Consider the following 13,705-nt stretch of genomic DNA (forward strand, 5'->3'; position numbering starts at 1 on the left):
TTGCGGCGGCTGCGTCTAGCCCCGGCCCCGGTCAGCGCAGGAAGTTGTCGCGCATCAGCGAAACCACCTCATCGGCGCGCCCGTTGAGCACCGCCTTCACGCCAAAGAGCGCGGTCGAGCCCACTTGTGCCGGTTCGATCTTCGGCGGCATCACCAGCTCCATCCGGTTCACCTTCACGTCGAGCAGCGCAGGCCCCGGTGCGGCGAGCCAGTCGCGCACAGCGCCGTCGAGCTCGGTCGCGCTCTCGACCCGCATCCCCTCCATCCCGATCGCCCGTGCCATCGCGCCGAAGTCGGGATTGTGTAGCTCGGTGAAGGCGTCGAGCATCCCCTCCACCCGCTGCTCCATCTCCACGAAGCCGAGCGAGGCGTTGTTATAGACCAAGAGCTTCACCGGCAGCTTCTCCTGCACCAGCGTAAGCAGATCGCCCATCAGCATGCTCATTCCGCCATCGCCGCACATCGCGATCACCTGACGCTCGGGGTAGGCCTCCTGAATGCCCAGCGCCTGTGGATAGGCATTGGCCATCGTCCCGTGCAACAGCGAGGTCAGGAAGCGCCGCTCGCCATTGGCCGAGAGGTGGCGCAGCAACCAGACCATGGGCGAGCCGCCATCTGCGGTGAAGATCGCATCCTTCGCCGCGAACCGGTCGAGCAGCTCGGTCAGGTGCTGCGGGTGGATCAGGCTCGGGTCGGGTTCTTCCGCGCTATCGAGGTAGCCCTTGAGGTCCTCGGCATAGGCTTTCAGCGCCCGATCAAGATGTTTGCCGGGCTCGCGCGGGACAAGGCGCGGCAGCAGCGCGTCGATCGTGTCGCCGACATCGCCCGCTAGTCCCAGATCGATCGGCGCGCGCCGTCCCAGCCGGGTGGGATCGATGTCGAGCTGCACGATCTTGGCCTTGCCCGGATAGAACTGCGTATAGGCGAAATCGCTGCCCAGACAGAGCAGCAGGTCGCAATCGCCCATTGCCTCCATACCCGCGCGATTGCCCAGGATCCCGGTCATGCCGACATTGTTGGGCATGTCCGGCTCGATGAATTCCTTCGCCCGCGTCGTATGCGCGACCGGTGCGGCGAGCCGCTCCGACAGTGCCCGGATCTGGGCGGCGGCTCCGCGCGCGCCGATACCCGCGTAGATCGTGATCCGCTCGGCTTCGGCGATCATGCCCGCCAGCGCGTCCAGTTCCGCCTCCGACGGGCGCATCACCGGCTGCGGACGATGCACGGCCCATTGCAGATCGTCCTTCGTAGTCTCGCGGAACATGTCGCCATTGACGATGACCACCGCGACGCCGCCCTTGGTCAGCGCGGCCTGCGCCGCCTGCACGGTGATCCGGCGCGCTTGGTCAGGATGGCTGATCCGCTCGCAGAACACCGAAGCCTGCTCGTAGACCTTCTTCTGATCGACCTCCTGCGGGAAGCCCAAGCCCTCCTCCGCGCGCTCGATATTCGAGGCGATCAGCACCACGGGCGCGCCGTTGCGGTGGCTCTCGAAGATACCGTTCACGAAATGCAGGCTGCCCGGCCCGGTGGTGCCTGCGCAGACCGACAGCTCCCCGGTCATGTAGCTCTCGCCACCTGCCGCGAGCGCGCCGACCTCTTCGTGGCGCACATGCACCCAGTTAAGGTCCGACCGGCGCACCGCATCGGTGAAATGGTTGATCGTGTCGCCCACGATCCCGTAGACGCGCTGCGCCCCCGCCGAAACGAGGGTTTCGGCGATGATGTCGGATACGCTCTTGCTCATGTCAGGCCTCTTTCAATTCGGCTTTGTGATGCAGGCTGGTGCGCTTGGCATCGAGGTCGATGCGCGGCTTGAAGCTGTCGGCATCGGCCGCTTCCCACCAGTCCGCGTAATCGGTGCTGCTCGGATCGTCGTTGAGGATGTTCGCGGGCAAAAAGGGATAAATCTTGTCGATGGTGCGGGCCTCGCGCACGGCAGTGCGATGCACGATGTGATGGGGCTGCAGCTCGCTCGGATGCTCCAGCCCGGCGGCTGCGACGATGTCGGCAAGCGCCTCCAGCGTCTTGGCGTGAAAGCGCGCGGCACGGGGGCCCTGCACCTCGGGCACGAGGCCGCGTTGGCGGCTCTTGTCCTGCGTGGTCACCCCGGTCGGACAGGTGCCCAGATGGCACCGCTGCGCCTGAATGCAGCCGATCGAGAACATGAAGGCCCGCGCGGCATTGCACCAATCCGCCCCGATCGCGAGGTTCTGCGCCAGCCCATAGCCGGAATAGACCTTGCCGGACGCCGCCAGCCGCACTTTGTCCTTCACGCCCGCGCCAACCAGCGCGTTGCGCATCAGAACGAGCCCGTCGATCAGCGGCATTCCCACATGATCCGACAGCTCTAGCGGCGCGGCCCCAGTGCCGCCCTCGGCTCCGTCGACGACGACGAAATCGGGATAGATGCCGGTCTTCTGCATCGCTTTCACGACCGCGAAGGCCTCATGCGGCTGACCGATGCACAGCTTGATGCCCACCGGCTTGCCGCCCGAGAGATCCCGCATCCGGGCGGCGAATTCCATCATCTGCGCGGGCGTCGAAAACGCCTTGTGGCCGCGCGGCGAGAGGCAATCCTGATGCGCGGGCACCTTGCGGGTCTCGGCAATCTCCTCGGTGACTTTCGCCGCAGGTAGCAAGCCGCCATGGCCGGGCTTCGCGCCTTGGCTCAGCTTGATTTCGGTCATCTTGACCTGATCACGGCTGGCCTGCTCGGCAAACAGCTCCGCGTCGAAATTCCCCTCATCGTCGCGCGCCCCGAAATAGCCCGAGCCCAGCTCCCAGACGATGTCGCCGCCATGGCTCTGGTGATAGGGCGAGAAGCCTCCCTCGCCCGTGTCGTGGTAGAACCCGCCCTGTTTCGCACCAAGGTTCAGCGCCTCGACCGCATTGGCCGACAGCGCGCCGAAGGACATGGCCGAGATATTGAGCACCGACGCCGAATAGGGCTTGGCGCATTGATCGTTGCCGACCGTTACGCGGGGGCTTTTGTCGGGATGCTCAGCGGGCGCGATGGAATGGTTCACCCATTGATATTCAGCGCCTTCCACATCGCGCTCAGTGCCGAAGGGATGGGTGTCGGTCTGCCCGCGGGCCCGCGCATGGACGAGGTTGCGCGCCTCGTAGGGGTAGGGTTTGCCCTCCAGATCGCCCTCGACGATATAGGCGCGCAGGAAAGGCCGCAGATCATAGGCGAGCCAGCGGATGCGCGCCGCGCCCGGATAGTTGCGCGTGATCGTCCAGTCTTTCTGGAAATAGTCATAAAGGCTGAGCGCCAGAAGCGGCACCGTCACAAGCAAAAGGATCAGCCACCAAGGGCTGATCCAGACGACCAGCGCGAGCGCCAGCACAGATACCAAGAGCGAGCCGAGGGGGACGATGTTGCGGATGATGCTGTTCATATCGTCCCTCCGGCTCTGCGTGGCTCAGATTGTCGCCTTGGCGCCTTTCGGCCCGACGAGCAGCCAGATGATGAAGCCGATAATCGGCAGGATGACGATCAACAGGATCCACAGCACTTTCTTGCCGGTGGATTCGCCCGAGCCAAGGATCGACACGATGGCCCAGATATCGAGGATGAGGACGACGAGGCCCCCGATCATGCTCAGCATAACTTCACTCCTTTATCGGTTTTTTCCGGCACTTACCGGCGTTCCTTGGCAGGGAAACTTGCGCCTTCAGCGCTTTGTTCCCCGTTTTCCCCGATTCAAGCGGAAGTGATTGATCGCCAAGGCGGTCGCGCGCGTAGAGCGGCCGCCTTGGCATTGGGATCGCGCCTTCGGCTCAGCGCCCCGGCGTCAGCTTGCGGATCAGGACGTAGAAGGCGGGCACCATGAAGACGCCGATGAAGGTCGCGGCCGCCATGCCACCCAGCACGCCGATCCCGATCGCGTTCTGCGCCGACGCCCCTGCCCCGGTCGCGATCGCCAGCGGCACCACGCCCAGCATGAAGGCGAGCGAGGTCATCAGGATCGGGCGCAGGCGGAGCCGTGCCGCCTCGATGGTCGCGGGGATCAGCTCCTTGCCCTCGGCCTCCAGGTTCTTGGCGAATTCCACGATCAGGATCGCGTTCTTCGCCGCTAGGCCGATGGTCGTGAGGATCCCCACTTTGAAGTAGACATCGTTCGACTGCCCGAAGACCCAGGCCGAGACCAGCGCCCCCAGAACCCCCACCGGCACGGCGAGCATCACCGAAAGCGGGATCGACCAGCTCTCGTATAGCGCGGCGAGGCAGAGGAAGACGACCAGCACCGAGAGCGCATAGAGATAGGGCGCCTGATCGCCGGACTGGCGTTCCTGATAGCTCAGCCCCGTCCAGGCAACCGCGTAGCCGCCGGGCAGGTCACTGACCAGCTGCTCCATCGCGTCCATCGCCGCGCCGGAGCTTGCGCTGTCCGAAGCCTGACCCGAGATCTCGATCGCATTGGCCGCGTCATAGCGCGACAGTTTCGGCGCGACGGAGACCCATTTCGTCGTCGCGAAAGACGAGAACGGCACCATTTCACCAGAGGCGTTGCGCGCATACCAAGTGTCGATATCCTCCGGCTGCATCCGGTAAGGCGCATCCGCCTGCACGATCACCGGGCGCAGATTGCCGTTGAGATCGAAGTCGTTCACCGATCTCCCGCTGAAGATCACCGAGAGCATCGAATTGAGATTGCTCAGCGTCAGCCCGAAGCTTTCGGCCTTCTGCTGGTCGATATCGAGCTGCAGCGCCGCTTTGTTCTCGTCGCCGCTGACGCGGACATTGGTCAGGCGGCTGTCGGATTTCGCCTCGGCCACGAGCTGCTCGCCCGCCTCCTTCAAGGCCGTCGTGCCGTTATTGCCCTGATCCACCAGATACATCTGGAAACCCGAGGAGTTGCCGATACCGCGGATCGCGGGCGGTTGCAGGAAGAAGACCTGCCCCGCGCGCAGCCCCGCGAAATGCGCATTGGCCCGGCCCGAGATGGCGGCAGCGGTCTGATCCGCGCCGGTGCGGTCGTCGAAATCCTTCAGCTTGGCGAAGACCATCGCGGTGTTCTGCCCGCCGCCGCCAAAGGAAAACCCGAGCGTCGCGAAGACCGACGACACATCCGATTTCTCCTGCGTCAGCAGGTATTGCGTGATCTGGTCGACCACATCCGAGGTCTGCGCCGTGGTCGACCCCTCGGACAGGTTCACCATCGCCATCAGCACGCCCTGATCCTCTTGCGGCAGGAAGGACGACGGCAGCCGGGTCATCACACCCCACGCCCCCGCCAGCACCAGCACGAGAACCAGCGCCATCAGGAAAGGTTTGCGCACGATCCGGGCCACCGCGCCCGCGTAGCCGCCCTGCATCTTCGCGAAGCCCGTGTTGAAGGCGCGCGCAGGCGCAATCGCGCGACCCGTCGAAGGCCGCAGCAGCTTTGCCGCCAGCGCAGGCGTCAGGATCAGCGCGACCACGGCGGAGAGCACCATCGCCGTGATGATCGTGACCGAGAACTGTCGGTAGATTACCCCCGTCGAGCCCGGGAAGAAGGCCATCGGCAGGAACACCGCCGAGAGCACCAGCGCCACGCCGATCAGCGCCCCGGTGATCTGCGACATGCTTTTCTCGGTTGCCTTGAGGGGGCTGAGCCCCTCCTCTTCCATCACGCGCTCGACATTCTCCACCACGACGATCGCGTCATCGACCAGCAGGCCAATCGCCAGCACCATCGCGAACATCGTCAGCGTGTTGATCGAATAGCCCGCGACCAGCAGCACCGCGATTGTGCCCAGCAGTACCACGGGAACCGCGACGATCGGGATCAGTGTCGCGCGCCATTTCTGCAAGAAGACGAGGATCACCAGCAGCACCAGCACGATCGCCTCGGCCAGCGTGTGATAGACCTTCTCGATGGAGAGCTGCACGAAGGGCGAGGTGTCATAGGCGATCTGGAATTCGACGCCCTCGGGCAGCGACGACGACATCCGATCCAGCGTCGCACGCACCGCAGACGCCGTATCCACCGCGTTCGCGCCGTTCGCGAGGTTCACGCCGAACCCCGCCGCATTCATCCCGTTGAACTTGGAGTTGCTGCCGTAATCCTCCTGCCCGATCTCGATCCTCGCCACGTCGCCCAGATAGACCGCCGAGCCGTCGGCCTCGGTCTTCAGGAGGATCTTCTCGAACTGCTCGACCGAGGTCAGCTGGCTCTGCGCGGTGATCGTCGCGGTGAATTGCTGCCCTTCGGTCGTGGGCAGATCGCCGAGTGAGCCGACCGAAACGGTCGTGTTCTGCGCCTGCACGGCCGAGGTCACGTCGGTCGGCGTCAGCTGATATTGCTCGAGCTTGTAAGGATCGAGCCAGACCCGCATCGCGTAGCCGGAGCCGAAGACATTGATCCCGCCCACGCCCGAGGTGCGCTCGATCGCGCCTTTCACTTCGGTGTCCAGAATGTTGCCCAGCTCGACGGTCGAATATTTCCCATCGGTCGAGACCAACGCGCCGACCATCAGGATATCCGAGGACGAGCGCGACACGCTCACCCCCGACGACTGCACCGCATCGGGCAGCGAATTCTCGACCTTGCGGATCTTGGTCTGCACCTCGTTCTCGGCGTCGATCGGATCGACCGAGCCGTCAAAGGTCAGCGTCAGCCGCGCCGAACCCTGATTGGACGAGCTCTCCATGTAGAGCAGCCCGTCGAGCCCGGTCAGCGAGTCTTCGATAGGCGTCGTCACCGAGTTCTCGACCGCCTGCGCGGTAGCCCCGGAATAGCTGGCGGAAATGCGGATCGTAGTCGGCGCGACTTCCGGGTATTGCGACACGGGCAGCTGGGTGATCGCGTAGCCGCCGGCGAGCATCGTGACCAGCGCGAGCACGATCGCGAAGACAGGGCGATGGATAAAGAAACGGATCATGTTGAGCTTACTCCGCCTTCGCCGTGTCGTTCGAGGCGTCGGCGGTACTGTCGGAGCTATCCGGAGCGGCGTCCTGCACCACGCCCTGCGCGTTGATCGTCACCGGCACCGTCTTGATCTCGGCCCCGTCGCGCAGGTTCTTCAGCCCGTCGAGGATCACCTGATCGCCGTTCTCGATGCCGTCGGTCACGATCCACGCGTTCTGATAGGTGCCCGCCGTCGTCAACGTCACCTTCTTCGCCGTGCCATCGGCGGCGATGAAGGCCGAGAGCGACCCATCCCCTTCCCGCGTCGTCGCGCGCTGCGGCACGAGGATCGCCTGCGTCGTGCCCAGCGTGATCTTCGCGCGCAGGAACTGGCCCGGCAGGATCAGCCGGTCGGGATTGTCGAACTTGAACCGGAAATCGACGGTGCCGGTGGTCGCGGACACCGTCGCACCGGGGCTGACAAGCGTGCCAGTGCCGTCATATTCCGCGCCGGTCTCGAGCAGCAACGAGACCTTGAGCTGATCACCGCGCTCAAGCGTGCCCTGATCGATGCGCTGGCGCACCCGCATAATCCGCGCGGCACTTTCCGAGACATCGACATAGATCGGATCGAGCCGCGTCACCGTCGTCAGCGCATCGGACTGGTTCGCAGTGACCAGAGAACCGACCGAGACGTTCGCCACATCCGGATAGCCGTCGATGGGCGAGCGGATCACCGTGCGGTCGAGGTTGAGCTGCGCGGTCTGCAGATCGGCCTCGGCACTCAACGCTGAGGCCTTGGCTTGGGCCAGCGTGACCCTGGCCGACTCCAGATCGCTCACCGAGATCGAGGTCTTCTCAAGCTTGGTGTAGCGGTCCACCTGCGACTGCGCGGCCTGCACATTGGCGTCGGCGCTCGCCTTCTCGGCCTCGGCCGCGGTCAGCTCGGCCTGATAGGTGTCGTCGTCGATGTGAAACAGCGCGTCGCCCGTCGCGACCTTGTGGCCCGCCTCGTAGTCGATGGAGGCAATGGTGCCCGCGACGCGCGGGCGGATATCGGTCTGCTCAAAAGCCACCGCGCGGCCCGGCAGGGTGACCGTGTAAGGCACCGATTGCGTCTCGACCTGCTTCACGCCGACCTCGGTCGGGCCTTGAGTGCCACCCGGCATTCCTTGCGCCATCGCGCCCGTTGCAATTGCCACGGCCACCAGCGTCCCCACCGCCGCGCGCGACGTCCACTTACCTAAACCCATTCCTGTCGTTCTCCTGTCCGCAGCCCGTTTGATCCGGGGAATTCGGTTTTCCTACGGTAGGCTCCGGACATTCTGTCGCCACGTGTGCGAGAGCGGACTTGCGCCCTGCACATGGCTGGACCGGCAACAAGGGGCACCGAAGTGCCCCTTATCCTTGTTATTATTCAATGGAATAGCAGAGTTTCGAACGCATCTCACCCTTACGCGAGACCGTCCTCTGGCACTTGTTCCGGCGCCTGAAGATGATGTCACGATTTCGCGATGAGGCGGCTCAGGGCGCATGTCACGGAGCCGTTCAGTTCAACGTACCGGGCGAGGCGAAACCGTATTTGTGGTAGATCTTCTGCCCGTCGCTCGAAGTCAGGAAGGTCACGAAATCCTTCGCGGCTTCCGGATGTGGCGCCGTCTTCAGCACGCCAGCCGTATAGGTCAGAGTCGAATTATCGCTATCGGGCAGCTTGACCATATCGATGCCTTCATCCGCCCGCTTGGAGTGGAACTCGGCCTCCGTCAGCCAGACCGGCGCGGCATCGGCGAGCCCCGCCATCACCCGCATCGGCGACTGGCGATGGTGGATATGGGTCAGGTAGGTCGAGCCGTCCCGGACCTTGTCCTTCATGATCTTGTCGTCGAGCGCCTGCCCGTCTGCCTTGACGTAGCTCTTCTCGATCACCTTCGCGATGCCCTCCCAATCGGGGTTCGGCATCGTCACGCGGGTCGCAGGATCGGCCAGATCGGCGAGGCTCTGGATATGCAGTGGATTGCCCTTCGCCACCATCAGCGCCAGTTCGTTATCGGCATAGTCCTGCAAATCGGAGAAGGCCTTCTCGTCCTTCTGCATTGCCTCCATGGCGCCCTTGCCGCGGGTCAGCACGTCGGGCTTCATCGCGATACGCAGATTGCCGATGGCGAAGGCTCCGTCATGGTTCTTCACCGCGTCGAGCAGGATGCCCGGCGGCAGGGTGACGTAGAAGATACGCTTGTATTGCGGATAGGCGCGCTGGAAGGCAGCGATCAGGTCCTGCACCACCATGTATTGATTGCCCGCGAAATAGATCACCAGTTGCGGATCGACGATATCGCCATGCAGGTCGGGAAGATTGTTCACCTCCGGCACCGTGAAGTTCTTCGCATCCGAAGGCGGATTGTCCCAAGGCGCGAAGATGCTGGCCGAGCGGTTGAAGGTCGTCGGCCGGTCGGTATAGCCCGAAAGCTCCTGCCAGCTTTGCCCATCGTTGGACTGGGCCTGTGCCATCAGCGCGGTGAGCGCCAGTCCTGCAGCCACGGCGAGCGCGGTTGTCCTGAGCGATGCCATCGTGATTTCTCCTCCCTGTTGTGATGATGCAGCGCGAAATATCGCCGCACTCACTTCAGCCTAAGGTGGAGTTCACACCCGCCCACTCACGTCTCACTCACAGGCCCTCTCTTTCGCGCGAGGTCCTGTGTCATTTATTGAAAAGGGGCGCCGAAGCGCCCCTTTTCCATCTCGGTCGGTCCGATCAGCGCCTCACAGCGTGATGCGGTAGAGCGCGAAGCCCCCCTCGCCGTCGCCCGCCGGTTCGATGTCCAGCCCGCGCGATTTGACGTCTTCGAGATAGTCCTGCGCTTTGGGCCCGGTCTCGAACAGCACCGTGGCGCCCCCCGCAGGCGCGAAGGACCAGTTGGCGTCGGCCTTCGGATTGATCGTGCCCTTGTCGTGGATGTAGCGCACGATCACGTCGCGGTTGGTGTCGGGCGCGCGATAGATCACCGTCGAGCCATCCGCACCGGGGAAGCTGCCGCCACCCGACGCGCGGTAGTTGTTCGTGGCGATCACGAACTCGGCCTTCGGGTCGATCGGCTTGCCGTCATATTTCAGATCGACGATGCGGTTCGTATCGGCGTTCACCACCGCACCGTCCTTGTCGAACTTGGCGGGCTGGGTGATGTCGATCTGATAGGTCACGCCGTCGATCACGTCGAAATTGTAGGACGGGAAATCGGGGTTCAGCAGCTTGGCATCCTTCGCGCCGGGCTCAACCTGGTTGAACATGCCCGCCGAGCGCTCCAGCCAGTCCTTCACCTGCGCGCCGGTGACCTTCACCGCCTGCAGCGTGTTCGGATAGAGGTAGAGGTCGGAGACGTTCTTGATCGCCACCGGGCCTTTGGGCACATCGGTAAAGTAATCCGGGCCGCCGCGCCCGCCCGCCTTGAACGGCGCTGCCGCCGAGAGAAGCGGCAGCTTGCCCTCGGGCGTGCCCTCCAGCAGCTTCTTCACATACCAAAGCTGCGCATTCGAGACGATCTGCACCGACGGATCGTCAGCCACCAGCGCGAAGTAGGAGTAAAGCGGCGCCTCAGTCTCGCCGACCTTGGCGCGGACATATTTCAGCGTCTCCTCATGCACCTGATCGGTGGCGGCGAGGATCGGCTTGTAATCCGTGGTGAGCGGCGTGATCGAACGGTCCTCGCCGCGTGCGAAGATCGGGCGAATTTCCGAGGTATGGGTGTCGATCTTCCACTTGCCGCCGTCGCGGCTCAGCATCAGGTCGATCAGGCCCATATGGTTACCCCAGAAGCCCGCCTGCACCGCCGGCTTGCCCTGCAGCGTGCCCTTGTCGTTGTCGATGCCGGGGCCGGAGAAATCCTTGCCGGGGAAGTTCAGGTGCTGGTGCCCGGTGATCACCGCGTCGATCCCGTCCACGCCCGCGAGATAGAAGGCCGCGTTCTCCATCCCGTCGCTTTGCGGGCCGTTGTCGATGCCCGTATGGGCGAGCGCCACGATGAGATCGGCGCCCTCTTCCTTGATCTGCGGCACCCAGGCTTTCGCGGCCTCGACGATATCGCGGGTCTGGTAGTTGCCTTCGAGATGCGCACGGTCCCATTGCATGATCTGCGGCGGCACAAAGCCGATCACGCCAATGCGGATCGGCATCTTGTTTCCCGCCCCGTCGGTCAGGTCGCGATCGAGGATCAGGTAGGGCGGCAGATAGAGGTCGTCTTCACGCGGGGACGCCCCGAGCTTATGGGCGAAATTCGCGCAGACCATCGGGAAGTTCGCGCGGTCGTTCACCTTCTTGAGGAAATCCATCCCGTAGTTGAATTCGTGATTGCCCAGCGTGCCGCAATCATAGCCCAGCAGGTTCATCCCCGCGATAACCGGGTGGGTGTCGCCCTCTTTCATCCCCTTGGAATAGGCGATGTAATCGGCCATCGGGTTGCCCTGCATGTAGTCGCCATTGTCGAACATCATCGTGTTCGCGGCTTCCGCCCGCACGCCTTCGATCAGCGTCGCGGTGCGCGACAGGCCGACCGTGTCGACGGGCTTGTCGGCATAATAGTCATAGGGCCGAATATGGCAGTGAATATCGGTCGTGCAGAGCAGGCGCAGGTGGGCCTGCCCTTCGGCGGCGCGCGCCGTGAACGGGTGGACCAGCGTGAGACCGCCCGCAGCGGTGGTGGTGATCAGGAATTGGCGACGCGAAATAAGCGACATAAGGGGGATCCTCCGAGACAATTGGCTCCTTGCCGGAGCGCTCTATCCGAGGATCGTAACAGTGCTTTGACCGTCCGGATAAATATCCTGACGTAAGCTCGCACAAATTGGTGTGAGCGGGCGAGAAAGCCCCGCCCGCCGCACAAGAATTCAGCTCTCCGAGAGCACTGCCTGCACTTCCGCGGCAGGGCCGGGATGGTGGCAGAAGACCTGCCGCCCGGCGACCTCTTCGGTGGGCGGGGTCGTGGCGCAGATCTCGCTCGCACGCGGGCAACGGGTGCGCAGCGGGCAGCCCGATGGCGGGTTGAGCGGGCTCGGCAGATCGCCTTCCAGCGCAATCAGCACCTTGTTGCGCTCGATCTCCGGGTCGGGGATCGGCACCGCCGACAGAAGCGCCTGCGTATAAGGGTGCTGCGGCTCGGCGAAGAGCTTCTCGGTCGCGCCCGCCTCCATCATCTGCCCCAGATAGAGCACCATCACCTCGTCGCAGACATGGCGCACGACGCTCAGGTCATGGGCGATGAAGATGATCGTGAGACCGAGATCGCGGCGCAGGTCTTCGAGAAGCGCGATCACCTGCGCCTGAATCGAGACGTCGAGTGCGGAGACCGGCTCGTCGCAGATCAGCAGCTTCGGCTCCACCACCAGCGCGCGGGCGATGCCGATACGCTGACACTGACCGCCCGAGAACTCGTGCGGGTAGCGGTTGATCTGGTTCGGCAACAGGCCGACCTTCTCCATAACCTCGCGGACCTTCTCCTTGCGCTCCTTGCGGCCCATCTTCGGGCGATGGGTGCGCAGCGGCTCGGCAATGATCTCGCCCACGGTCATGCGCGGGTCGAGCGAAGCCAGCGGATCCTGAAAGATCATCTGGATGTCGGAGCGGTATTTCAGCATCTGGCGCGGCGAGAGCGGCAGAAGGTCCGTCTTGCCCTGCCAGATGATCTCGCCCTCGGCGGGCAGCATCTGGATCAGCGCGCGGGCCAGCGTGGACTTGCCACAGCCGGACTCGCCAACGATGCCGAGCGTCTTGCCCTGCTCGAGCTTGAAGCTCACACCATTGACCGCGCGCAGTTTCGGCGGCTCGGTCCAAGGCAGGTCCGAGGCGCGGCGGATGTCGAAGGTGACCCGAACGTCGCGGGCCTCGATCAGCGGGGTCGTCATGCGGCGGCCTCCTCGATCGTTTCAATGGAACGGTGACAGGCGCGGGCGCGGCCCGGCGCGAATTCCGTCAGCGGCGTCATCACGTCGGCGCATTTTTCTTCGACGAAATCGCAGCGCGGACAGAACGGGCAGCCCTTCGGCGCGCCGGTCATGTTCGGCGGATTGCCCCGGATCGGGGTCATCGCGCGATCCGCATCCAGACGCGGCAGCGCGGCCAGCAAGCCCTTGGTGTAGGGATGGGTGGGGTTGGCGAACAAGGGATCGACGGGCGACTGCTCCATCACCTGACCGCCATACATGACGATCGCGCGCTCGCAGAATCCCGCGACCACGCCGAGGTCATGGGTGATCAGCACGGTCGCCATGCCCAGCTCGCGGCGCAGTTCGCCCAGCAGGTCCATGATCTGCGCCTGCACGGTCACGTCGAGCGCGGTGGTCGGCTCGTCCGCGATCAGCACGTCGGGTTTGCACAGAAGCGCCATCGCGATCATCACGCGCTGGCGCATCCCGCCCGAGAATTCATGCGGGAAGAGGCGCACGCGGTTCTTCGCGTCAGGGATCTTCACCAGTTCGAGCATTTGCGCAGCTTCGGCCACGGCGGCGCGCTTGCTCAGCCCCTTATGCAGCATCAGCACTTCGGCCATCTGGTCCGAGATCCGCATATAGGGGTTGAGCGCGGTCATCGGGTCCTGAAAGACCATCGAGATCCGGTCGGCGCGCAGCTTGTTCAGCTCGGGTTCGGGCAGGTTCAAAATCTCCCGCCCCTCGAATTTCACCGAGCCCGAGGCTTTCCCATTCGCGGCCAGCAGCCCGAGGATCGAGAAGCTGAGCTGCGATTTGCCCGAACCGGACTCGCCCACGATGCCCAGCGCCTCGCCCCGCTCAAGTGCGAAGCTGACGCCGTTGACGGCGTGGACCTCGCCCTCCTGCGTTGCGAAACGGACGTTGAGGTCGTTGACTTCCAACAATGGCAT

9 protein-coding genes are annotated in these 13,705 nt (G+C 64.1%); all 9 read right to left on the reverse strand.

The genetic code is table 11. The annotated features are described in order from the left end of the window. Positions 1 to 31 precede the first annotated feature (31 nt). Positions 32 to 1,747, reverse strand: coding sequence for a thiamine pyrophosphate-dependent enzyme (locus ACZ7GB_RS03895; protein WP_078599554.1), 1,716 nt, complete (start codon positions 1,745 to 1,747; stop codon positions 32 to 34). A gap of 1 nt (position 1,748) precedes the next feature. Beyond that, positions 1,749 to 3,404 (reverse strand): FMN-binding glutamate synthase family protein, encoded by a 1,656-nt coding sequence (locus ACZ7GB_RS03900; protein WP_472157696.1) that lies wholly within the window; start codon positions 3,402 to 3,404, stop codon positions 1,749 to 1,751. Between the two features lie 24 nt (positions 3,405 to 3,428). Further along, on the reverse strand, positions 3,429 to 3,614 hold the full coding sequence (locus ACZ7GB_RS03905) for a PLDc N-terminal domain-containing protein (protein WP_078569563.1): 186 nt from the start codon (positions 3,612 to 3,614) through the stop codon (positions 3,429 to 3,431). Positions 3,615 to 3,786: 172 nt separating this feature from the next. Further along, positions 3,787 to 6,873 carry an efflux RND transporter permease subunit gene (locus ACZ7GB_RS03910; protein WP_472157697.1) on the reverse strand — a complete coding sequence of 1,029 codons (3,087 nt, stop codon included), beginning with the start codon at positions 6,871 to 6,873 and terminating at the stop codon, positions 3,787 to 3,789. Positions 6,874 to 6,880: 7 nt separating this feature from the next. Beyond that, positions 6,881 to 8,092 carry an efflux RND transporter periplasmic adaptor subunit gene (locus ACZ7GB_RS03915; protein ID WP_472157698.1) on the reverse strand — a complete coding sequence of 404 codons (1,212 nt, stop codon included), beginning with the start codon at positions 8,090 to 8,092 and terminating at the stop codon, positions 6,881 to 6,883. Positions 8,093 to 8,387: 295 nt separating this feature from the next. Further along, positions 8,388 to 9,407, reverse strand: a complete 1,020-nt coding sequence (locus ACZ7GB_RS03920; protein ID WP_472157699.1) for a molybdate ABC transporter substrate-binding protein — start codon at positions 9,405 to 9,407, stop codon at positions 8,388 to 8,390. Positions 9,408 to 9,599: 192 nt separating this feature from the next. After that, positions 9,600 to 11,567 carry a bifunctional 2',3'-cyclic-nucleotide 2'-phosphodiesterase/3'-nucleotidase gene (locus ACZ7GB_RS03925; protein ID WP_472157700.1) on the reverse strand — a complete coding sequence of 656 codons (1,968 nt, stop codon included), beginning with the start codon at positions 11,565 to 11,567 and terminating at the stop codon, positions 9,600 to 9,602. A gap of 150 nt (positions 11,568 to 11,717) precedes the next feature. Next, positions 11,718 to 12,731 carry an oligopeptide/dipeptide ABC transporter ATP-binding protein gene (locus tag ACZ7GB_RS03930; RefSeq protein ID WP_078539849.1) on the reverse strand — a complete coding sequence of 338 codons (1,014 nt, stop codon included), beginning with the start codon at positions 12,729 to 12,731 and terminating at the stop codon, positions 11,718 to 11,720. Beyond that, on the reverse strand, positions 12,728 to 13,705 hold the full coding sequence (locus ACZ7GB_RS03935; protein WP_472157701.1) for an oligopeptide/dipeptide ABC transporter ATP-binding protein: 978 nt from the start codon (positions 13,703 to 13,705) through the stop codon (positions 12,728 to 12,730). The genes ACZ7GB_RS03930 and ACZ7GB_RS03935 overlap by 4 nt, the downstream gene beginning before the upstream one ends.

Source organism: Thioclava sp. PTB-PU3-1, from assembly GCF_055666785.1.

Excerpts from the sequence above, each read along its gene's own strand:
- ACZ7GB_RS03895 (WP_078599554.1), bottom strand. The coding sequence starts at position 1,747 with ATGAGCAAGAGCGTATCCGACATCATCGCCGAAACCCTCGTTTCGGCG.
- ACZ7GB_RS03900 (WP_472157696.1), bottom strand. The coding sequence starts at position 3,404 with ATGAACAGCATCATCCGCAACATCGTCCCCCTCGGCTCGCTCTTGGTA.
- ACZ7GB_RS03905 (WP_078569563.1), bottom strand. The coding sequence starts at position 3,614 with ATGCTGAGCATGATCGGGGGCCTCGTCGTCCTCATCCTCGATATCTGG.
- ACZ7GB_RS03910 (WP_472157697.1), bottom strand. The coding sequence starts at position 6,873 with ATGATCCGTTTCTTTATCCATCGCCCTGTCTTCGCGATCGTGCTCGCG.
- ACZ7GB_RS03915 (WP_472157698.1), bottom strand. The coding sequence starts at position 8,092 with ATGGGTTTAGGTAAGTGGACGTCGCGCGCGGCGGTGGGGACGCTGGTG.
- ACZ7GB_RS03920 (WP_472157699.1), bottom strand. The coding sequence starts at position 9,407 with ATGGCATCGCTCAGGACAACCGCGCTCGCCGTGGCTGCAGGACTGGCG.
- ACZ7GB_RS03925 (WP_472157700.1), bottom strand. The coding sequence starts at position 11,567 with ATGTCGCTTATTTCGCGTCGCCAATTCCTGATCACCACCACCGCTGCG.
- ACZ7GB_RS03930 (WP_078539849.1), bottom strand. The coding sequence starts at position 12,731 with ATGACGACCCCGCTGATCGAGGCCCGCGACGTTCGGGTCACCTTCGAC.
- ACZ7GB_RS03935 (WP_472157701.1), bottom strand. The coding sequence starts at position 13,705 with ATGCCATTGTTGGAAGTCAACGACCTCAACGTCCGTTTCGCAACGCAG.